The 20,245-nt window shown below is 62.4% G+C and carries 20 protein-coding genes and 1 pseudogene; 12 read left to right on the top strand and 9 right to left on the bottom strand.

Annotated features, from left to right (window positions below; genetic code table 11):
• Positions 1-7: 7 nt before the first annotated feature.
• From NKI41_RS10660 to NKI41_RS10700, 9 genes are all read left to right on the top strand, one after another.
• Positions 8-397: a cupin domain-containing protein gene (locus tag NKI41_RS10660; protein ID WP_352682872.1), complete on the top strand. Its 390-nt coding sequence runs from the start codon at positions 8-10 to the stop codon at positions 395-397.
• An 82-nt stretch (positions 398-479) separates the two neighbouring features.
• Positions 480-794 (top strand): ArsR/SmtB family transcription factor, encoded by a 315-nt coding sequence (locus tag NKI41_RS10665; RefSeq protein WP_352448759.1) that lies wholly within the window; start codon positions 480-482, stop codon positions 792-794.
• On the top strand, positions 791-1,315 hold the full coding sequence (locus NKI41_RS10670) for an SRPBCC family protein (protein ID WP_352682875.1): 525 nt from the start codon (positions 791-793) through the stop codon (positions 1,313-1,315). The genes NKI41_RS10665 and NKI41_RS10670 overlap by 4 nt, the downstream gene beginning before the upstream one ends.
• A gap of 26 nt (positions 1,316-1,341) precedes the next feature.
• On the top strand, positions 1,342-1,947 hold the full coding sequence (locus NKI41_RS10675) for an ATP-dependent Clp protease proteolytic subunit (RefSeq protein ID WP_352455702.1): 606 nt from the start codon (positions 1,342-1,344) through the stop codon (positions 1,945-1,947).
• Positions 1,944-2,342, top strand: coding sequence for a hypothetical protein (locus NKI41_RS10680; RefSeq protein ID WP_352682877.1), 399 nt, complete (start codon positions 1,944-1,946; stop codon positions 2,340-2,342). Before NKI41_RS10675 ends, NKI41_RS10680 begins: the two co-directional genes overlap by 4 nt.
• 696 nt (positions 2,343-3,038) lie before the next feature.
• Positions 3,039-5,960 (top strand): excinuclease ABC subunit UvrA, encoded by a 2,922-nt coding sequence (gene uvrA, locus NKI41_RS10685; RefSeq protein WP_352682879.1) that lies wholly within the window; start codon positions 3,039-3,041, stop codon positions 5,958-5,960.
• A complete protein-coding gene (locus tag NKI41_RS10690; protein ID WP_352540604.1) occupies positions 5,960-6,370 on the top strand; it encodes a DUF302 domain-containing protein in 411 nt (136 codons plus the stop codon). Before uvrA ends, NKI41_RS10690 begins: the two co-directional genes overlap by 1 nt.
• Positions 6,367-6,837 carry a GNAT family N-acetyltransferase gene (locus NKI41_RS10695; protein WP_352682881.1) on the top strand — a complete coding sequence of 157 codons (471 nt, stop codon included), beginning with the start codon at positions 6,367-6,369 and terminating at the stop codon, positions 6,835-6,837. Before NKI41_RS10690 ends, NKI41_RS10695 begins: the two co-directional genes overlap by 4 nt.
• A 28-nt stretch (positions 6,838-6,865) precedes the next feature.
• On the top strand, positions 6,866-7,672 hold the full coding sequence (locus tag NKI41_RS10700) for a DUF72 domain-containing protein (protein WP_023674858.1): 807 nt from the start codon (positions 6,866-6,868) through the stop codon (positions 7,670-7,672).
• A 45-nt stretch (positions 7,673-7,717) separates the two neighbouring features.
• Here NKI41_RS10700 and NKI41_RS10705 read toward each other — a convergent pair whose 3' ends face one another.
• The 6 genes from NKI41_RS10705 to urtA form a co-directional block, all read right to left on the bottom strand.
• Positions 7,718-7,918 carry a hypothetical protein gene (locus NKI41_RS10705; RefSeq protein ID WP_023674857.1) on the bottom strand — a complete coding sequence of 67 codons (201 nt, stop codon included), beginning with the start codon at positions 7,916-7,918 and terminating at the stop codon, positions 7,718-7,720.
• Positions 7,919-8,135: 217 nt separating this feature from the next.
• Positions 8,136-8,831: an urea ABC transporter ATP-binding subunit UrtE gene (urtE, locus tag NKI41_RS10710; RefSeq protein ID WP_126041867.1), complete on the bottom strand. Its 696-nt coding sequence runs from the start codon at positions 8,829-8,831 to the stop codon at positions 8,136-8,138.
• Positions 8,832-8,901: 70 nt separating this feature from the next.
• A complete protein-coding gene (gene urtD, locus NKI41_RS10715) occupies positions 8,902-9,648 on the bottom strand; it encodes an urea ABC transporter ATP-binding protein UrtD (protein ID WP_023674855.1) in 747 nt (248 codons plus the stop codon).
• A 7-nt stretch (positions 9,649-9,655) separates the two neighbouring features.
• Entirely contained in the window at positions 9,656-10,888 is a 1,233-nt protein-coding gene (gene urtC / locus NKI41_RS10720) for an urea ABC transporter permease subunit UrtC (RefSeq protein WP_352682883.1), read from the bottom strand.
• Complete coding sequence (gene urtB, locus NKI41_RS10725) at positions 10,885-12,501, bottom strand: urea ABC transporter permease subunit UrtB (protein ID WP_352682885.1); 1,617 nt, start codon at positions 12,499-12,501, stop codon at positions 10,885-10,887. The genes urtC and urtB overlap by 4 nt, the downstream gene beginning before the upstream one ends.
• Positions 12,502-12,601: 100 nt before the next feature.
• Positions 12,602-13,912 carry an urea ABC transporter substrate-binding protein gene (gene urtA, locus NKI41_RS10730; RefSeq protein ID WP_352455694.1) on the bottom strand — a complete coding sequence of 437 codons (1,311 nt, stop codon included), beginning with the start codon at positions 13,910-13,912 and terminating at the stop codon, positions 12,602-12,604.
• 301 nt (positions 13,913-14,213) lie between these two features.
• On the opposite strand from urtA, the gene NKI41_RS10735 reads away from it, so the two are divergent.
• Complete coding sequence (locus tag NKI41_RS10735) at positions 14,214-14,609, top strand: hypothetical protein (RefSeq protein ID WP_352502497.1); 396 nt, start codon at positions 14,214-14,216, stop codon at positions 14,607-14,609.
• 46 nt (positions 14,610-14,655) lie between these two features.
• Here the strand turns inward: NKI41_RS10735 and NKI41_RS10740 are convergent, their stop codons facing one another.
• Both NKI41_RS10740 and cckA read right to left on the bottom strand, forming a co-directional pair.
• Entirely contained in the window at positions 14,656-15,366 is a 711-nt protein-coding gene (locus NKI41_RS10740; RefSeq protein WP_352682887.1) for a purine-nucleoside phosphorylase, read from the bottom strand.
• Between the two features lie 84 nt (positions 15,367-15,450).
• Complete coding sequence (gene cckA, locus NKI41_RS10745; RefSeq protein WP_352682889.1) at positions 15,451-18,024, bottom strand: cell cycle histidine kinase CckA; 2,574 nt, start codon at positions 18,022-18,024, stop codon at positions 15,451-15,453.
• 203 nt (positions 18,025-18,227) lie between these two features.
• Between cckA and NKI41_RS10750 the strand changes: the two are divergent.
• Positions 18,228-18,981 (top strand): annotated as a pseudogene (locus NKI41_RS10750) (hypothetical protein).
• 83 nt (positions 18,982-19,064) lie between these two features.
• Here the strand turns inward: NKI41_RS10750 and dksA are convergent.
• Complete coding sequence (gene dksA / locus NKI41_RS10760; RefSeq protein WP_023674847.1) at positions 19,065-19,481, bottom strand: RNA polymerase-binding protein DksA; 417 nt, start codon at positions 19,479-19,481, stop codon at positions 19,065-19,067.
• A 260-nt stretch (positions 19,482-19,741) separates the two neighbouring features.
• On the opposite strand from dksA, the gene NKI41_RS10765 reads away from it, so the two are divergent.
• A complete protein-coding gene (locus NKI41_RS10765; protein ID WP_352682895.1) occupies positions 19,742-20,245 on the top strand; it encodes a SixA phosphatase family protein in 504 nt (167 codons plus the stop codon).

Consider the following 20,245-nt stretch of genomic DNA (forward strand, 5'->3'; position numbering starts at 1 on the left):
CGAACGCATGAAGATGGTTGCGCATAACGATCAGCCGCAAGAAGAGTGGCGGACGGGAGTAAAGACCCGCATGCATGTCTCTGCCCGCAACGGCGCAACTCAACTTTGCATGTTTGAACAATGGGTCGAACCCACCGTTGGCGCCCCGACACATTGGCACCCGGTCGAGGACGTACTTACCGTCATCGCTGGCAGGGCCGAGATGTGGATCGACGAAGAGCATCTCGTCTTGACTGCCGGACAGTCGCTTGTTGTCGCCGCGTACAGGCAACATGGCTTCCGAAACGTCGGCTCCGAATTGCTTCATATTCATGCTGTGCTCGCGTCACCAGTTTTCGAGGCGACGTTCAACGGATCCCCCGACATGGTGAGACGCTGGCTTCCAGCGAGTTTGTAAAACCTCGCCTGTCTTAAAAAATACCGCCTGTCTTAAAAAACACGGCTTGCCAAACCGATAAGTATTTACTTATGCTTTCGGCATGATCGAAGCAGACATTTTTCGGGCACTAGCGGATCCAACGCGTCGCGCCGTCTATGAGCGGCTCGCCGACGGCGAGATGACGGTGTCGGAACTGCGCACTGGCATACCGGTATCGCAGCCGGCGGTATCGCAACATCTCGCAGTGCTGCGCGGCGCCGGCCTCGTGGTCGAGCGCCGGGCCGGTCGCAACGCCTATTACCGCGTCGATCCGAAGGGGCTTGCGCCACTGCTCGGCTGGATCGAACGCTACCGTGCGTTCTGGCCAGAGCGCATCGAAAGGCTCAAGACGGTTTTGAAGGACATGGACCAATGACCAACCGAGGCAAAGAACGCGCCGAAATGGCCGCAGACAAGATCGAGTTCGAGTGCGAGCTGCCCGAACCGCCGGAACAGGTGTGGCGGGCGCTGACGGTGCCGGACCTGCTCGCGGCCTGGATGATGCCGAACGACATCAAGCCCGAAATCGGCAACCGCTTTGCCTTTAAAGCGCCGAATGCGCCGATCGAGTGCGAAATCCTCGACGCGGATCCCGGACGGCTGCTGCGCTATTCCTGGCGGGAGCGGCCGGCGCCCGGCGATACGCAGGTGCCGCCCGGCAATCCCCTGGACAGCGCAATGAACGACAGCCCAGTGGACAGCATCGTCACCTTTACGCTCGACCGCACCGTTTCCGGCGGCACGCATCTGCGCATCGTCCATGATGGTTTTGCTCGGGCAGCAGTGCCGGAGATCGCGATGGCAGGCGCCGGTTGCCGGCTTTCCTTTGACGCGCACACTCCCAGGCACAAGCAGATCGCCGCAAACACCCCGCGCCTCTTCCTGCGCGCGGCCTGAACGACAACAGTCAACGGAGACAACCGATGAGCGGCCTTGCCAATCTGGTGCCGATGGTGATCGAGCAGTCGAGCCGCGGCGAACGTGCCTTCGACATATTTTCGCGGCTGCTGCGCGAGCGCATCGTCTTCATCAACGGCCCGATCGATGACGGCACCTCAGCGCTGGTCTGCGCCCAGCTTCTGTCGTTGGAATCCGACAATCCCGACAAGGAGGTCTCGCTCTACATCAACTCGCCGGGCGGCGTGGTGACCAGCGGTTTCGCGATCTACGATACGATGCAGTATATCAGTTGCCCGGTCTCCACGGTTTGTATGGGCTTCGCCGCCTCGATGGCCTCGTTCCTTTTGATGGCCGGCACACCGGGGCGGCGCATCGCGCTACCCAACACCAGCATCGTGCTGCATCAGCCTCTCGGCGGTTTCCAGGGCCAGGCCTCCGATATCCAGCGCCATGCCGAGGGCATCCTTCGCACCAAGCGGCGCATGACCGATCTTTACGCCCGCCATTGCGGCCGCACCTACGAAGAAGTGGAACGCACGCTCGACCGCGACTTTTTCATGACCGCGCAGGAGGCCAAGGATTGGGGCCTCGTCGACCATGTTTTCGACACTCGCAAGCAGGCCGCATGAACGAGCCGGGCCGGCGGACGGAACTGAGGCGATTGAGCGCCCGCAATTTCAGCGCCATCGGTCTGGTCTTGCCGCTATCGCGGCACTATAGTCCGGCGATGACCGCCAGCCGCTCATCCAGCCTGTTATGCCTTGCCATCGCTACCGTTGCCGGCACGAACATGCTGGTGGGTATGGCACTTGCCCAAGATAATTCGACGTCTTCGCAAAAGCGCGCTCTGCCCGGTGTGACCAGCGATTATCGCATCGCCGAGCCAGCGCCGCGGCCTGAGCCTGACGATATGGCTCTAGGCAGCGGCAACGGCACCTTCAAGATTGGCGATACCGACGTTCGGATTTCCGGTAGCATCACCATTGATGTCGCTACCGGCGGGATCAGGCCCTCCAGCCGCTAAGTTCGCCTGGTGTGAACCACAAATATTGCGCTTCAAACGAACAGCCCCGCCACTGCTTTGCAACTGACGGGGCTTTCTTGGATCTGAAATCCAAATTGCCGGGAGTGTACTGCCGGCTTTTTATTTCGGATGCTTCGCGGCGTTCAGCCGACGATCCGACTAGCAGTCTCTGATTGTTGTGGGGATCGGCAGGTCAACGTGGGCAGGTAGCGCTAAACGCCTGACCTGGCTACTTATACCTGCCGCGGCTCCAGCGACACGTGGAGCCTCAAGGAACAATCCGGTGGAGTCATGCCTCTGCTCTCCTTCTGTTCGTTGCGACTGTCGTCGAAGCGCTCATCGCATAACCCGCGGCGTCTCGCAGGCTAGCCCCAGGCCGCGAGGCCATCGAAAGACGGCCGGCTTCGTTGACAATTGGATTCTGCCCCCATGACGCGGGGACGTCAACCTTGAATAGCCGGGTTGCCGAAAAATGTGATCGCGAGACGCTTTGTGAAGCCGGCCTCACGGGCAGCTTTTGTCAGGAGCGTGTTCGGCCTTTGTTCTTTCCGCTTGCCCGTTCGCGCGAAAGGCGGTTAAACGCTTTGGTCGAGAGTTGTGGCGTCTCTCGAAAAGGCGGCGAAATTACCTACATAGGGGGTGGTCGGGAAAACCCGCCCATCCCACGAATTCCAGATTCTGAGGCGGCGACCGGCGATGGCCGACCATAAATATCTCTCCATTCGCGGGGCACGCGAACACAATCTGAAGAATGTCGATCTCGACCTGCCGCGTGACAGCCTGATCGTCATGACCGGCCTGTCGGGGTCGGGCAAGTCGTCGCTTGCCTTCGACACCATCTACGCCGAGGGCCAGCGCCGCTATGTCGAGAGCCTTTCGGCCTATGCACGGCAATTCCTCGAAATGATGCAGAAGCCGGACGTCGACCAGATCGACGGCCTGTCGCCGGCCATTTCCATCGAGCAGAAGACCACCTCGAAGAACCCACGTTCGACGGTCGGCACCGTCACCGAGATCTACGATTATATGCGGCTTTTGTTCGCCCGCGTCGGTGTACCCTATTCACCGGCCACCGGCCTGCCGATCGAGAGCCAGACGGTTTCGCAGATGGTCGACCGGGTGCTTGCTGTCGAGGAAGGCACCCGGCTGTTCATTCTGGCGCCGATGGTGCGCGGCCGCAAAGGCGAGTACCGCAAGGAACTGCTGGAGCTGCAGAAGAAGGGTTTTCAGCGCGTCAAGGTCGATGGCGTCTTCTATGAGATCGCCGACGTGCCGGCGCTGGACAAGAAGTACAAGCACGACATCGACGTCGTCGTCGACCGCATCGTCGTGCGCGGCGATCTGGCGACGCGGCTCGCCGATTCCATCGAGACCGCGCTGAAGCTGGCCGACGGGCTGGCGGTGGCGGAATTTGCCGACAAGCCGCTCGACGCCAGCCAGACCGGCGAGGATTCGGTCAACAAATCGAAGAACGAGACGCATGAACGCATGCTGTTCTCGGAAAAGTTCGCCTGCCCGGTGTCCGGCTTCACCATTCCCGAGATCGAGCCCAGGCTGTTCTCCTTCAACAATCCGTTCGGCGCCTGCCCGACCTGCGACGGGCTCGGCAGCCAACGCGCCATTGATGCCAGCCTGGTCGTGCCCGACGAGAATGTCTCGCTGCGCGCTGGCGCCGTCAGCCCTTGGGCGAAGTCGAGCTCGCCCTACTATGCGCAGACGCTGGAAGCGCTGGGCGTCGCCTATGGCTTCAAGCTCGGCGACAAGTTCAAGGATTTGAGCGAGGAGGCAAAGCAAGCCGTCCTGCACGGCACCGGCGAGCGCGAAATCACCTTCCATTACGATGACGGCCTGCGCTCCTACAAGACGACGAAAACCTTCGAGGGCGTCATCCCCAACCTTGAGCGCCGCTGGAAGGAAACGGAATCCGCCTGGATGCGCGAGGAGATCGAGCGCTTCATGTCGGCCACGCCCTGCCCGGCCTGCCGCGGCTATCGGCTGAAGCCCGAGGCGCTCGCGGTCAAGATCGCCGGCAAGCACATTGGCGAGGTCACCGAGCTGTCCATCCGCAAGGCCGACCAGTGGTTCACCGATCTGCCCGCTTCGCTCAACGACAAGCAGAACGAGATTGCGGTGCGCGTGCTCAAGGAAATCCGGGAGCGGCTGCGCTTCCTCAACGATGTCGGTCTCGACTATTTGACGCTGTCGCGCAACTCCGGCACGTTGTCGGGCGGTGAGAGCCAGCGCATCCGTCTGGCGTCGCAGATCGGCTCCGGCCTGACCGGCGTACTTTACGTGCTGGACGAGCCGTCGATCGGTCTGCACCAGCGCGACAACGCCCGCCTGCTCGACACGCTGAAGCATCTGCGCGACATCGGCAACACGGTCATCGTCGTCGAGCATGACGAGGACGCCATCCTGCATGCCGACTACGTCGTCGATATCGGCCCGGCGGCCGGCATCCATGGCGGCCACATCATCGCCCAGGGCACGCCGCAGCAGATCATGGCGACGCCCGCTTCGATCACCGGCAAATACCTGTCGGGCGAGCTCGAAGTGGCGACGCCGGCACGGCGCCGCGAGGCCAAGAAGAACCGCCGGCTGAAGGTCGTCGGCGCGCGCGGCAACAACCTGAAGAACGTCACCGCCGAAATCCCGCTCGGCACGTTTACCGCCGTCACCGGCGTATCCGGCGGCGGCAAGTCGACCTTCCTGATCGAGACCCTGTTCAAGGCGGCGTCGCGCCGCATCATGGGCTCGCGCGAGCATCCGGCCGAGCACGACCGCATCGAGGGGTTGGAATTCCTCGACAAGGTCATCGACATCGACCAGTCGCCGATCGGGCGCACCCCGCGCTCCAACCCCGCCACCTATACCGGCGCCTTCACGCCGATCCGCGACTGGTTCGCCGGCCTGCCGGAGGCCAAGGCGCGCGGCTACCAGCCGGGCCGCTTCTCGTTCAACGTCAAGGGCGGCCGCTGCGAAGCCTGCCAGGGCGATGGCGTCATCAAGATCGAGATGCACTTCCTGCCCGATGTCTACGTCACCTGCGACGTTTGCCACGGCAAGCGTTACAATCGCGAGACGCTCGACGTCCTGTTCAAGGGCAAATCGATCGCCGACGTTCTCGACATGACGGTCGAAGAAGGCGTCGATTTCTTCGCCGCCGTGCCCGGCGTGCGCGACAAGCTGGAGACGCTGAAACGGGTCGGCCTCGGCTACATCCATGTTGGCCAGCAGGCAACGACTTTGTCGGGCGGCGAGGCGCAGCGCATCAAGCTCGCCAAGGAACTATCACGCAAGGCGACCGGCAAGACGCTCTACATCCTCGACGAGCCAACCACCGGCCTGCATTTCCACGACGTAGCCAAGCTGCTCGAAGTGCTGCACGAGCTGGTCGACCAGGGCAACACGGTCGTCGTCATCGAGCACAATCTCGAGGTGATCAAGACGGCTGACTGGGTACTCGATCTTGGCCCCGAAGGTGGTGACGGCGGCGGTGAGCTGGTGGCGTCCGGCACGCCGGAGGACATCGTCCGCGAAAAACGCAGCTATACCGGGCAGTTCCTGAGGGACTTGCTGGAGCGGCGCCCCGGAGGCAAGCGCGAAGCGGCGGAGTGATGGCAAAGAACGGTCTCATCACGGTCCAAAGCCGCTTCGGCGTGGCCGAAACGATCGATCGCCTGGTCGGGACTGTGGAACGTGCAGGATTGCTGGTCTTCGCCCGCATTGACCACGCCGCCGGTGCGCGCATTGTCGAAGCTTCCCTGCGTCCGACCCAGCTTCTGATTTTTGGCAACCCGAAAGGCGGCACGCCGCTGATGCAGGACCGGCAGCTTGCCGGCATCGATCTGCCGGTCAAGGCACTAGCTTGGGAGGACGAGCAAGGCAAGGTCTGGCTCTCCTACAATGACGCGCACTGGCTCGCTGAGCGCCACGGCTTGGGCGACGCCAGTCGCAATGCCGTCGCCGCGATAGCGGCCGGTATGGACAAGGTGATTGCGGCCGCTGCCGGCGCGGGCCAGTTTTGATCATGAGAGCCGCTCGGGCCGATGATCTCCCCATGGTGATCTCGCTCACCACCGACGCCTACGCGCCCTACACTGCCCTGTTCGGAGCGCCGCCGATCCCCGTCACCGAGGACTATGCGCCGCGCATAGAACGCGGCGAGGTCTGGCTTTCGGAGCAGGACGGACAGCCGGCCGGGTTGATCGTTCTCGAACGACATGCGGACCATACAATGATCTTCAGCCTCGCCGTTGCGCCCGCCTTTCAGGGCAAGGGTTTCGGCATCGGGCTGCTCGACTGGGCCGAGCAACAGACGCGCTTGTGGAGCTTGCCGGAAATCCGACTCTACACCAATGCCAGAATGGAACGGAACGTTTCGTTGTATAAGGCCTACGGCTTTCGCGAAACGGGTCGCCGGCCCAATCCATATCGGCCAGGATGGACGATCGTCGACATGGCGAAAGCCGTCGAGACGACCGCCATCGCGTGATCCTTTTCTGCAAACCGGGAGGACGACCATGACTCAATCAGGAACAATCCGCGCCGGCATGGGCGGCTGGACCTTCGAGCCGTGGGACACGTCCTTCTACCCGGACAAATTGTCGAAGGCCAAGCAACTGCATTATGCCAGCCGGCAGGTGCTCACTATCGAGGTCAACGGCACCTATTATTCGAGCTTCAAGGAGCCGACCTTCGTCAAATGGGCCAACGAGGCGCCGGATGGTTTCGTCTATTCGCTGAAGGGCAACCGCTTCGTCACCAACCGCCGCGTGCTCGGCGAGGCCGGGGAATCGATCATGCGTTTCCTCGGGTCGGGCGTCGCGGCACTTGGCGACAAGCTCGGGCCGATCCTGTGGCAGTTCGCGCCGACCAAGAAATTCGACCCGGACGATTTCGAGGCCTTCCTCAAGCTGTTGCCGGAAAAGCAGGACGGCGTTGCGCTTCGCCACGCGGTCGAGGTGCGCAACGACAGCTTCATCGTGCCGGAGTTCGCCGCCTTGGCGCGAAAGCACAAGGCCGCCATCGTCTATGCCGACCACGCCAAATATCCGGGGATTGCCGACGTTACCGGCGATTTCATCTATGCGCGGCTGCAGACCGGCAGCGACGACAATCCCGATTGCTACACGCCAAAGGCGCTCGACGAATGGGCGGCGCGCGCAAAAACCTGGGCGGAAGGCAAGGTGCCGGCCGACCTGTCGCGCGCCGATCCTTCAACCGACGCGCCGGTCAAGCCACGCGACGTGTTCGTCTACTTCATCACAGAGGGCAAGGTCCGCGCTCCATTCGGCGCCATCGCGCTGATGAAGCGGGTCGCAGGCTGACGCCCCGCTGTCGGTGGTCCGCCTGGCTTGGTCCTAAACTACCGGCTATGCGGCGCGTTCGTCCGGACGCCGATCAACCCTGACGATCTCGTTAAAGGCATCGAGATCGACATAGAAGACCTTGGTGATCTCCGCGATGAGTTCGTCGTGGTCATACCCCTGCGATTTCAGAATGTTGATGGCTGTCAGGATATCGACGCGCTCCGTGAGCCGTCGTTTCTGGTAGTCCTCGACATAGCGCTCCATCGTCTGGCCCTGGCTCCCAAGCACCCGAAATGTTGGACGACAACAGATCGCTGGAAGGGAACGGCTTGCGCGCAAGCGTGCCGGCGCGGCCCGCGCCTTCCCCTGATCTGCCAAATTGGAACTGGTACGGAAAGCGGCCGACTCACCAAGGCCAAGCAAAATCTAGCACGCAATCTTCGGCGCGCCAGAGTTGCAAAGTAATGGAATCAATAAGAATTCAGACAGTCAGGAATTTGCGGACGTCCGCCCGGTCGAGATCCTCGGCGGGGCCGGTATGGACGATCTGACCGCGGTCCATGATGTTGACCTCGTCGGCCAATTCCCGGCAGAAGTCGAGATATTGTTCGACCAGAAGCACGGCGATGCCGGCCTGGTCGCGCAGATAGCGGATGGCGCGGCCGATGTCCTTGATGATCGACGGCTGGATGCCTTCGGTCGGCTCGTCGAGCACCAGCAGCTTCGGCCGCATCACCAGCGCCCTGCCGATGGCAAGCTGCTGCTGCTGGCCGCCGGAAAGATCGCCGCCGCGGCGCGCGAGCATCTGCTTCAGCACCGGAAACAATTCGAAGACGTGACCGGGAATGTTGCGATCGGCGCGCTTCAACGGCGCAAAACCCGATTCGAGGTTTTCCCGCACCGTAAGCAGCGGAAATATCTCCCTGCCCTGCGGCACGAATGCGATGCCCGACCGGGCGCGATCATACGCCGCGCTCCGGTCGAGCGCCTTCCCCTCGAAGGCAACGCTTCCGCTCGTCAGCCGGTGATGGCCGACGATCGATCTCATCAAACTGGTCTTGCCGACGCCGTTGCGGCCGAGCACGCAGGTGATCTTGCCGGCGCCGGCCTTCAGCGAGACGCCGCGCAGCGCCTGGGCAGCGCCGTAATGCAGCGTGGCATTGGAGACTTCGAGCATGGTCAGCGCTTTCTCCAACGCGTGAAGAACGAAAGGTCGAAATGATGGAACGGAACGCGCCAGACCATGTTCATCTCCCCAGATAGACTTCGACGACGCGCTCGTCGGCCGAAACGAAGTCGAGACTGCCCTCGGAAAGCACCGAGCCTTCGTGCAGGCAGGTGACCTTGACGCCGAGCTCGCGCACGAAATGCATGTCGTGCTCGACGACAATGACAGAATGGTCTCGCGCGATGTCCCTGAGCAGCCGCGCGGTTTCCTCGGTCTCGGCGTCGGTCATGCCGGCAACCGGTTCGTCGACCAGCAGCAGCTTCGGATCCTGCGCCAGAAGCATGCCGATCTCGAGCCATTGCTTTTGGCCGTGGCTCAGATTGGCGGCGAGTTCGTCACGCTTGTCGCCAAGCCGGATGATGCCGAGGATGTCGTCGATCTGCCGCACGTCCGCGGCCGAGCGACGATGGAACAGTGCCGGGAAGATCGAGCGCGGGCCTTTCAGCGCCAGCATCAGATTGTCCTCGATCGTGTGGCTTTCGAAGACGGTCGGCTTCTGGAATTTACGGCCGATGCCCATCATGGCGATTTCGGCCTCGTCGTGTTTGGTTAGGTCGACCTCACCGTTGAAGAAAACTTCACCCGCGTCGGGCCGCGTCTTGCCGGTGACGATGTCCATCATCGTCGTCTTTCCGGCGCCGTTGGGGCCGATGATCGCCCGCATCTCGCCCTTGTCGAGCACCAGCGAAAGGTTGTTGATGGCGCGAAACCCGTCGAAGGAAACTGACACGCCGTCGAGATAGAGGATGGTGTTGCTCTTCGACATCAGGCCATCACTCCGCCGGCTGCGGTTCGGCGCCGGAGGCCGACCAGTCGCCCGGCCTTCTCGCCGCCGAGCGGTCGGTTTTCGGCGGCACCGGCGCATCGGGATCGATGCCGGCTTCTTCGGCAACCGAGGCCGCCCGCAGCGCCTTGGCGTTGCCGCGCCAGGAATCCCACATGCCGATGATGCCCTTGGGCAGGAACAGCGTGACGGCGACAAACAGTCCGCCCAGCGCAAACAGCCAGAATTCAGGCAGCACGCCGGTGAACCAGGATTTACCGGCATTGACAAGAAGCGCGCCGATGATCGGCCCGACGATGGTGCCGCGCCCGCCGACGGCCGCCCACACCACCACCTCGATCGAATTGGACGGCTCGAATTCGCCAGGGTTGATGATGCCGACCTGCGGCACGTAAAGCGCACCGGCGATGCCGGCCATCACCGCCGACACGGTGAAGGCGAACAATTTGACGTTCTCCGCCCGCCAGCCGAGAAAGCGTGTGCGGCTTTCGGCGTCGCGCACCGCCATCAAAAGCTTGCCGTACTTGGAACCGACGATTGCCCAGGTGACGAAGACGGCAAACGCCAGCATGACGGCGCTGGCCGCGAACAGCGCCGACCGCGTCATGTCGGCCTGCACGTTGAACCGTAGAATGTCCTTGAAATCGGTCAGGCCGTTATTGCCGCCGAAACCCATGTCGTTGCGGAAAAAGGCAAGCAGCAGCGCATAGGTCATCGCCTGGGTGATGATCGACAGATAGACGCCGGTGACGCGGCTGCGGAAGGCAAACCAGCCGAAGACGAAGGCGAGCAGGCCGGGCACCGCAAGCACCATGACCGCGGCAAACCAGAAGTGGTCGAAGCCATACCAGAACCATGGCAATTCCTTGTAGTTAAGGAACACCATGAAATCCGGCAGCAGCGGATTGCCGTAGACGCCGCGCGAGCCGATCTGGCGCATCAGATACATGCCCATCGCATAGCCGCCGAGTGCGAAGAAGGCGCCGTGGCCGAGCGAGAGGATGCCGCAATAGCCCCAGACGAGATCGAGCGCCAAGGCGAGCAGTGCATAGCAGAGGTATTTGCCGGTGAGCGCGACTATATAGGACGGCACGTAAAACGCACTTGTCGGCGAGACCGCAAGATTGAGCAGCGGCACGACGATTGCAACCGCCAGCAGGATGAAGATGGTGATGGCGACGCGGCGGTCGGCGCCGGCGGCAAAGAAGCGTCCCGTGATCATGCTTCCACCGACCTGCCCTTTAGCGCGAACAGACCGCGCGGGCGTTTCTGGATGAACAGGATGATCAGCACCAGGACGACGATCTTGCCGAGCACTGCTCCGGCATAAGGTTCGAGGAACTTGTTGACGATGCCGAGCGAGAAAGCGCCGACCAGCGTGCCCCAAAGATTGCCGACACCGCCGAAAACGACGACCATGAAGCTGTCGATGATGTAGCCGCGGCCGAGATTGGGCGAGACGTTGTCGATCTGGCTGAGCGCGACACCGGCGATGCCGGCAATGCCGGAGCCGAGTGCAAACGTTAGCGCATCGACCCAAGGCGTCCTGATGCCCATCGAGGCAGCCATGCGGCGATTGGCGGTGACGGCACGCATCTGCAGCCCCCAGGGCGTGCGTTTCATCACGTAGAGCAGCACCGCGAACACGCCGAGCGCGAATACCAGGATCCAGAGCCGGTTCCAGGTCACGGCAAGCTGGCCGATATTGAACGAGCCGGACATCCATGACGGGTTGCCTACCTCCTGGTTGGTCGGCCCGAAGATGGTGCGTACGGCCTGCTGCAGGATCAGCGACACACCCCATGTCGCCAGCAGGGTTTCCAGCGGCCGACCGTAGAGATAGCGGATCAGCCCGCGCTCGATGACAAGGCCGACGAGCGCCGCCACCAGGAAGGCCAGCGGCAGGGCGATGACCAGCGACCAGTCGAACAGGCCGGGAAAGGAATTGCGAATAACCTCCTGCACGACGAAGGTCGTGTAGGCGCCGAGCATGACCATCTCGCCATGCGCCATGTTGATGACGCCCATGACGCCGAAGGTGATGGCAAGGCCAATCGCCGCCAGCAGCAGCACCGATCCGAGCGATATGCCGTACCAGATGTTCTGGCCGGCATCCCACAGCGCCAGCGTCGAATTGATGTCGGCGATCGCCGCGGTCGCCGCGTCCTTCACCGCACCTTCGGAACTGGCCTCTACCGACGTGAGCAGCGACACCGCATCGCGGTCGCCGCGCGCACCGATGAGCGCGATAGCCGCCAGCTTGTCGGCCTCCGGCCTGTCTGAAACGAGAACCGACGCGGCGCGGGCCTGTTCGAGCAGCGCCTTGACGTTTGCCACGCTCTCATTGGCGATCGCGGTGTCGAGCGACTCGATGTTTGCCGCGTCCGGCGTCTTGAACATTGTGTCGGCGGCGGCAATCCGCACGGCCGGGTCCTTGGAGCCGAGCGTCAGCGTGCCCAACGCATCGCGAATGACGCGGCGCAGCGTGTTGTTGACCTTGATCTTGGTGATTTCGGCCTTGGCAGCTTCGCCCGACCTTTCGCCGGTGAGCGCATCGAGCAGCTCGATACCGTCGCCGCTCTCCTTGCCGACAAAGACCAGTGAATCGGCCTTGCGGACGTAAAGGCTGCCCTCCGCAAGCGCGGCAAGCGGCCGTTCTACGGCCGGATCGCCGGAAGCCGCAAGCTCGCGCACCACGGCTTCTATCGCCGGAAAATTGGCGGCGGTGGCGAATTTGGCGATGACCACGCGCAGATCTGCTTCGCTGGCGTTCGACGGCAGCAGCGTCCCCAGGAGAAGGAGCAGCATCAGGCCAATCGCGCGGATCAGGATCATTGGTTTCTGGTGGCTCTTGAAGATTGAATGTCGCCTCCGGGCAGGCTGGAGGAGGAGCCTGCCCGGAGGCTTGCGGGTCTGGGAGGACAGACCGGGAGGATCAGTTGGTTCCCTTGCCGCCGCATTTGCCGGTGGCAACGTTGAAGTTGCCGCAGGACAGAGGCGCGCGCCAATCGGAGATCAGGTCCTTGGAGTCAGGCAGGTAGTCGGACCACTCGTCGCCCATCACCAGGCCTGGCGTCTGCGAGACGGTTTCGAACTGGCCGTCGGCCTGGATTTCGCCGATCAGCACCGGCTTGGTGATGTGATGGTTCGGCATCATCGTCGAATAACCGCCGGTCAGGTTCGGCACCGAGACGCCGACCATGGCGTCGATGACCTTGTCCGGATCGGTGGTGCCGGCCTTCTCGACCGCCTTCACCCACATGTTGAAGCCGATATAATGGGCTTCCATCGGGTCGTTGGTGGTGCGCTTGTCGTTCTTGATGAATTTGTGCCAGTCGGCGATGAACTTCGCGTTCTCGGGCGTGTCGACGCTCTCGAAATAGTTCCAGGCGGCGAGATGGCCGACCAGCGGCGCAGTGTCCAGACCGGCAAGCTCTTCCTCGCCGACCGAGAAGGCCATGACCGGGATGTCCTCGGCCTTGATGCCCTGGTTGCCGAGCTCCTTGTAGAACGGCACGTTGGCGTCGCCATTGACGGTCGAGACCACGGCGGTCTTCTTGCCGGCCGAGCCGAACTTCTTGATCGCCGAAACTTCGGTCTGCCAGTCGGAGAAGCCGAACGGCGTGTAGTTGACCATGATGTCTTCCGCAGCGACGCCCTTGGCCTTCAGATAGGCCTCGAGGATTTTGTTGGTGGTGCGCGGGTAGACGTAGTCGGTGCCTTCGAGAACCCAGCGCTTCACCGAACCGCCGTCCTCGCTCATCAGATAGTCGACCGCGGGAATGGCTTGCTGGTTCGGCGCCGCACCGGTGTAGAACACGTTGCGTTCGCTCTCCTCGCCCTCATACTGGACGGGATAGAAAAGGATGTTGTCGAGTTCGCTGAACACCGGCAGCACCGATTTGCGCGACACCGAGGTCCAGCAGCCGAACACCGCCGCGACCTTGTCCTTGGAGATCAGCTCGCGCGCCTTTTCGGCGAACAGCGGCCAGTTGGAAGCCGGATCGACGACCACCGCCTCGAGCTTCTTGCCGAGCAGGCCACCCTTGGCATTCTGCTCTTCGATGAGCATCAGCATGGCGTCCTTCAGCGTCGTCTCCGAGATCGCCATGGTTCCCGACAGCGAATGGAGGATGCCGACCTTGATGGTGTCGTCGGCCGCCTTGGCGGGAACGCTCATCAGCAGGCCGGCGGTGACCACGCCGGCCGAAAACATTTTTGTTATTGTCGAGAAACTGCCCCTCATACTTTTAAACTCCCAAGCTGGTTAACTGCATCGGAACAGACCATGCAACGGCTGTGCCAATCACCGGCGAAAGATCGGAGGGTTTGAGATTTCCCAGCCCTGTCAGTCGGTTAATGTATTAGCCGCAGGAGATGAACCTCGCCTGCCAGGTTTGAAATGAGAAAAGATCACTCGTACCAGCCTAAGTTTTACTCATATACAGGCCAATGCCCGAATTTTGAGCAGCATCATATGAGCGCTGGCGAGGATTGCAGCGCCGCAGCGAAATGGGGCAAGTTCGAACCCTTAAACGAGCGACGCCATGGCCTTCCGAACGTCTTGCATTTTCATCACCATGCTTCTGCTGGCGACGACGACCGTAGCGCGCGCCGGCTTCAGCGACGGCAAGCTGCCGGACGGCTCCTATCATTGCGAAGTCTATCTGCTGGGCATGTTCCTCAGCCTCGGCGACATCACCATCAAGGGAAACGTCTATAGCGGTCCGGTTAGCTTCGGCACCGCGCCGCAGAGTTATAACTACCAGATGGATGCAGACGGGGTGATTACCTGGCTGGGTCCGCTGGGCGGCTACACCAGCGGTGGCAACTCGATCTCGCTTACGCAAGCGACGCTGGAAAGCGGAACCACCCCGTCCTTCGACATCATCATGAAGCAGCCAGACGGCGCCTTTACCGCCTCGACCTGCACGAAGCGTTGAAAAGTACGGAACCTGGCGAGCTTCCGTACTCCGAAGTAGAAGCCGCCTAGCTCTCCGCCGCCATGTCGAGCGCCAGCCGGGTCATATCGGTGAAAAGGCCCTGGCGTTCGGAATAGTCGGTCTGCTCGCCGGTTGCCACATTGTCGACGACGGTCAGGATCGACAGCGCCCGGGCGCCGAAATCGGCCGCAATGCGGTAGAGTGCGCTGGTTTCCATATCCACGGCGAGCGCCCCCTGTGCCTGTGCTTCGGCAAAGCGTTCGCGCCCCAGCGGATGATAAAAAATGTCGCTGCAGATCGTCAGCCCGGCCCGATGGTCGATGCCGAGTTCCGCAGCCCGGGCCAACGCCTGGGCCAACAATGCCGGATCGGGGCCGGCATCGGCACGATAGAGCCCAAAAACCTGGCCGCTCTCCGCATTTTCGCCACGCACCGATTGTGCGATCACCAGGCTGCGCAGCGCCGTCTCGGCGGTCAGGCCACCGCAGGTGCCGGTGCGGATCAACGTTTTCGCACCGTAGAAATCCAGCAGCTCGTGCACGTAGACCAGGAATGACGGGACGCCGATGCCGGTGGACTGGACGCTGACAGGCTTGCCGCGAAACAACCCGGTAAAGCCGAGCGCGCCGCGGCGGCGGTTGACGCAGCGCGGCGCTTCCAGAAAGGTCTCCGCCATCCATTCAGCGCGCTGCGGGTCGCCCGGCAGCAGCACCGTGCTTGCGTAGTCGCCTTTGCTAGCCTCGTTGTGTGGCGTCACGGCATGCTTTCCAAAACCCGTCGCCCGTTTCGCCTGCAATCATGGCAGTCTCACGACATTGCGCAAGCGGAGCGTTGGAAGCGGTCAGGATTCCAGCATGTCCTTTACGATCGTGGCCAATTGCTTGAGCGAAAACGGCTTCGGCAAGAAGCCGAAATGCGCGTCGGCCGGCAAGTTCTTGGCGAACGCGTCTTCGGCATAGCCGGACACGAAGATGAACTTGATGTCGGGCTGCCGTTTGCGCAATTCGCCAAGCAGCGTCGGGCCGTCCATTTCCGGCATCACCACGTCCGACACCACGACGTCGACCTTGCCGCCGAGCGCTTCGTAGACTTCAAGCGCCTCGACGCCCGACGACGCCTCGTGGACGGTGTAGCCGCGCGATTTCAGCGCCCGCATGCCGCCCATGCGCACGGCGTCCTCGTCCTCGACCAGCAGCACCGTGGCCGAGCCCGACAGATCCTTGGCTGAGTCGGCGATCTTGGCGGGGGCGGCCGGCACTTCTCCAGCCTCGCCCGCCTTCCTTGCCTCCGCAATGTGCCGCGGCAGGAAGATGCGGAACACGGATCCCTTGCCGACTTCGGAATCGCAGAAGATGAAGCCGCCTGTCTGCTTGATGATGCCATAGACCATGGACAGGCCGAGTCCGGTTCCCTTGCCAACCTCCTTTGTCGTGAAGAAGGGCTCGAAGATCTTTTTCAGCACATCAGGCGCGATGCCGCTGCCGCTGTCCTCGACCTCGACCAGCACATAGTCGGCCGGAGTAAGTTCGCGGTAGGAAAAGGTCTTGCACTCTCCGGCGCTGACGTTGCGGGTGCGCACCGTGAGGTCGCCGCCGGCCGGCATCGCATCGCGCGCATTGACCACCAGATTGACCACCACTTGCTCGAACTGCCCGATATCGACCCTGACCGGCCACAGGTCGCGGCCATGGTCGATCTTGAGCTTGATGTCGTTGCCGACCAGCCGGGCAAGCAGCATCCTGAGATCGGCGAGCACGTCGGTCAGGTTGAGCACCTCCGGCCGCAGCGTCTGCTTGCGCGAAAAGGCCAGCAACTGCCGCACCAGCGAGGCCGCCCGGTTGGCATTCTGCTTGATGTTCATGATGTCCGGGAATGACGGATCGGACGGCCGGTGGTTGGTCAACAGCAGGTCCGAGGCCATGATGATGGCGGTCAGCACATTGTTGAAATCATGCGCGATGCCGCCGGCGAGTTGGCCGACCGCCTGCATCTTCTGGCTCTGCGCCATCTGGCCCTCGAGGGCCTTTTGCTCAGTGGTCTCCACGGCATAGACGATGGCCGATTCCTCGGCGCCCTCGCCACCGGTTCCGTCTGCGACCGCGTTGACGTAGAAGCGTATGTGGCGCTCCTCGTTGCCGGGCAGCACCGTATCGATCGGCTCGATGTCAGCCTGTTGCTGGCGTGCCTTTTCAAAGGCCGCGGCGAAAGCCGGCCGGTCGCGCTCGTGGATCACCGTATCCAGCCGCACACGGCGATCGACCGCGTCGCGGTCGACGACCGAGGAAAACAGCGACAGGAACGGCGCATTGGTGCGCAGGATGCGGCCGGCATGGTCGACGCCGGCTATCGCCATCGGCGTCGAGTTGAAGAACCGCGTGAAGCGTATTTCCGATGCGCGGAGGTCGGCCGAAGCGTCCTCGCCTTGCGTCCGGTTGAGCACGATGGTGCGAGTCGGGCCGTTGAGCCCCTCTCGGCTGGCCGAGACACGATGCATGAAGCGCACCGGCAGCGCCTCACCGGTCATCGTCGTCAGATCGAGGTCGATAACGGCATTGCGCGTGGTACCAGCGTCGGCCTTGACCGAACGGACCAGCGCCATGCCGTCGCCGGCAACGATCTCCGGCAGCGTGATGGCGCCGGGAGTGAAGCTGGCCAGGTCGATGCCCAGCCACTCCGCAAGGGTCGCGTTGATATAGGTGACGCGGCCTTCCTGGTCGGCCGAAAAGAAGCCGGCCGGCGCATGGTCGAGGTGATCGATCGCCTTTTGCAGGTCGCGAAAGAACCGCTCCTGCTCGGCTCGTTCCTGCGAGATGTCGGCAAGCTGCCAGGCAAGCATGGGCAGCCGCTGGCCGGGAACGCTGAAGGCGCGGGCCCGAACGCGGTACCAGCGAGCGCCCGGTTCGGCGCCTGGCCGAATGGACTGCGCGAGCCGAAACTCGCCGTCGCCAGGCTGGCCGTCACGCAGGCCGGACGCCAGCCGGTATATGGTCACCGAGGCCTCGGGAACGTCTGAAAGCAAACCTTCGACGGTCTTGAGGTCGGCGGCCGACTCGGCACCCGTCATATCGGCATAGGTCCGGTTGGCGTAGATGATACGGCCTTTGGTGTCGGTGACCAGGAGACCTTGCGACATCGAATCGACGAAAGCTTTCGACAGTTCGTCGCTTGTCGAGCGCGGCGTGATGTGCACGAAGCCGATCGCAGTGGCGAATAGAAAGCCGACGCCGATCATCGCCAGCACGCCAAGCATGCCGAGCAGGAATGGATCGCCAAGGCGCTCCCGGAAAAGGCCGAAGACGATCGCTGCCCCAGTCAGGACGACGATGAAGACGATGAGCCGGGTGACCGCTCCCGGTCGCGTGTTCTGGTCGACGATAGGTACCGGATAGAAATCGCCGCGCGCTTCCTTGGCCATGTGCCCCCTGCTCGTGAATTCCGGTGTCGGTTGAATCATATTCTCAGGGTTGGGAAAAGGCCCGGCTGCAGATGTCCGCTAAAAATGACGCCGTTCGGCTCCCGGCGTTTCAAGCTGTTCACGAAGCGTGAAAGGCAACTTGCGGTGGCCTGCCGCAACAGTCTAGTGTCGCTTCTCTTCGAAAGCTGATTTTGGGGGAACCAATGCTGCAATGGCTGGATGGCGTGGCGGGTCCTGGTTATGCCGCAGCAATCCTATGGACGTTTGCAGTACTTGTCCTTCTGCTCATCATTCTTCTTATCATCAGGCTGGTCCGCAGCCTGACGTTCGGGACATTCGTCGCCGGCGGCAGGAACCGCAAGACGCGGCTGGCTGTCATGGATGCCACAGCGGTCGACAGTCACCGGCGGCTGGTGCTGGTGCGCCGTGACGATATCGAGCACCTGCTCTTGATCGGTGGTCCGACCGACGTCGTCGTCGAGCGCGACATCAGGCTCTCGGCGTTGCGGCGCCCGGCATTGACCGGAGATAACGGCCACCAGCCGGCAGCAAGGTCGGCTTCGACCACAGCCGCGCCGGTGAGGCAAGCGCCACCGCAGCCGGCAAGCGTAACCGCGACCCCCTGTCCGAGCCCGCCAGACGGCGACGATGCCGGCAACAATGCCGGCGCCGGCGCCGAAACCGGCATCGAACGTCACGCCGTTGCCAAGTTATGGATCCGTCAACGCCAGTGCCTCGCGGCATGCGCAGCCGCCGGCAAGACAGGACTCCCCGGCAAGATACGAGCCGCCGGCACAGCACGAGTCGATTGACGATGCGCTGATGAAGGAGCTGGAGGTTTCCCTCGACGAGCCACGCTTCAGCCAAACGCCGAGCAAGCCGGTGGCGAAGGCATCACCCTCTCTCGACGACGAGATGACGAAGCTCCTCGGCGAGTTGTCCAATCAGAAAAGATAGGCCGATAGCGAACGGCCAATGAAAATGGCCGGAAAACCGGCCATTGTGAACGCTTTACCGATGCCGCTGTTTTTCCCGGCGACTCAGTCGTCGCGGTAGACCTTCTCGCGCCGCTCATGGCGCTCCTGTGCCTCGATCGACAAGGTGGCGATCGGGCGCGCGTCGAGCCGCTTCAGCGCGATCGGCTCGCCCGTCTCCTCGCAATAACCGTAAGTGCCTTCGTCAAGGCGCTGGAGGGCCGAATCGATCTTGGAGATGAGTTTTCGCTGGCGATCGCGGGCGCGAAGTTCGATGGCGCGGTCGGTTTCGGAGGAGGCGCGATCGGCGAGGTCGGGGTGGTTGGCGTTTTCCTGCTGCAGGATTTCAAGAGTTTCGCGCGCTTCGCGCAAGATGTCGTTCTTCCAGGTGACGAGCTTCATGCGAAAGTAGGATTTCTGCCGCTCGTTCATGAACGGCTCGTCTTCGGAGGGTACGTAATCGGCGGTAACGATGTCGTTCATTCGACTCACCCAACAAACCCCAAATTTGGCGCCTATATATTCGCGGACCGAAAGCTGCACAAGGTCAATCGACGACAGTTTCACGCAATTGTTAGTCTCGGACAAAACGGCGTCGGCGATGCCCTTTTTGCGAAGAATACGACCGAATCCGTACATGATTCGCTATGCTTGAGGGGCGCTTGCCATTGCGCACGGAGCTCTTCTGATGGCAAATCCTGCGGCGTGCTGACGGGTTCGGTGCCCGGCACAACGGGGATCCGGTGACCAGACTTTACCTGCTGAGGCATGCGAAGGCCGGCTGGGCGCTGCCTGGCGTGGCTGACTTCGACCGCCCGCTCGATCCATCCGGCTTCGCCGATGCCGAAGCGATGGGCGTCCTGATGCGTTCCCGCAAATACGCACCGGCCCTCACCCTTTGCTCAAGCGCCAAGCGCGCCCGCCAGACGCTGGAAAGCCTGGCTGGCCACACGGACACGGGCCGGGTGCTGTTCTGTGACACCCTCTACAGCGACGATGCCGCCGCGTACCTCACTGCCATCCGGCAGAATGGCGGGCTGGATGCCTTGCTCGTCATCGGCCACAATCCGATGATTGAGGATCTCGCCATGGCGCTCTCGGGCGACGGCGACGACACCGCGCGGGCCATGCTGAACCACGGCTTCCCGACCTCCGCACTTGCGGTGGTCCGGTTCAACGGCAGACTTGCCGAGGCTGCGCCAGGCACCGGCTATCTCGAAGCCTTCCTGACGCCTGCCGATATCTGA

Source organism: Mesorhizobium sp. M0601 (assembly GCF_040320845.1).
Taxonomy (GTDB): Bacteria; Pseudomonadota; Alphaproteobacteria; order Rhizobiales; family Rhizobiaceae; genus Mesorhizobium.

Coding starts and splice junctions, on each gene's coding strand:
- uvrA (WP_352682879.1), top strand. CDS start 3,039: ATGGCCGACCATAAATATCTCTCCATTCGCGGGGCACGCGAACACAAT.
- NKI41_RS10735 (WP_352502497.1), top strand. CDS start 14,214: ATGGCCTTCCGAACGTCTTGCATTTTCATCACCATGCTTCTGCTGGCG.
- NKI41_RS10675 (WP_352455702.1), top strand. CDS start 1,342: ATGAGCGGCCTTGCCAATCTGGTGCCGATGGTGATCGAGCAGTCGAGC.
- NKI41_RS10705 (WP_023674857.1), bottom strand. CDS start 7,918: ATGGAGCGCTATGTCGAGGACTACCAGAAACGACGGCTCACGGAGCGC.
- urtB (WP_352682885.1), bottom strand. CDS start 12,501: ATGATCCTGATCCGCGCGATTGGCCTGATGCTGCTCCTTCTCCTGGGG.
- NKI41_RS10670 (WP_352682875.1), top strand. CDS start 791: ATGACCAACCGAGGCAAAGAACGCGCCGAAATGGCCGCAGACAAGATC.
- urtC (WP_352682883.1), bottom strand. CDS start 10,888: ATGATCACGGGACGCTTCTTTGCCGCCGGCGCCGACCGCCGCGTCGCC.
- cckA (WP_352682889.1), bottom strand. CDS start 18,024: ATGGCCAAGGAAGCGCGCGGCGATTTCTATCCGGTACCTATCGTCGAC.
- urtD (WP_023674855.1), bottom strand. CDS start 9,648: ATGTCGAAGAGCAACACCATCCTCTATCTCGACGGCGTGTCAGTTTCC.
- urtA (WP_352455694.1), bottom strand. CDS start 13,912: ATGAGGGGCAGTTTCTCGACAATAACAAAAATGTTTTCGGCCGGCGTG.
- NKI41_RS10660 (WP_352682872.1), top strand. CDS start 8: ATGAAGATGGTTGCGCATAACGATCAGCCGCAAGAAGAGTGGCGGACG.
- urtE (WP_126041867.1), bottom strand. CDS start 8,831: ATGCTCGAAGTCTCCAATGCCACGCTGCATTACGGCGCTGCCCAGGCG.
- NKI41_RS10680 (WP_352682877.1), top strand. CDS start 1,944: ATGAACGAGCCGGGCCGGCGGACGGAACTGAGGCGATTGAGCGCCCGC.
- dksA (WP_023674847.1), bottom strand. CDS start 19,481: ATGAACGACATCGTTACCGCCGATTACGTACCCTCCGAAGACGAGCCG.
- NKI41_RS10665 (WP_352448759.1), top strand. CDS start 480: ATGATCGAAGCAGACATTTTTCGGGCACTAGCGGATCCAACGCGTCGC.
- NKI41_RS10700 (WP_023674858.1), top strand. CDS start 6,866: ATGACTCAATCAGGAACAATCCGCGCCGGCATGGGCGGCTGGACCTTC.
- NKI41_RS10690 (WP_352540604.1), top strand. CDS start 5,960: ATGGCAAAGAACGGTCTCATCACGGTCCAAAGCCGCTTCGGCGTGGCC.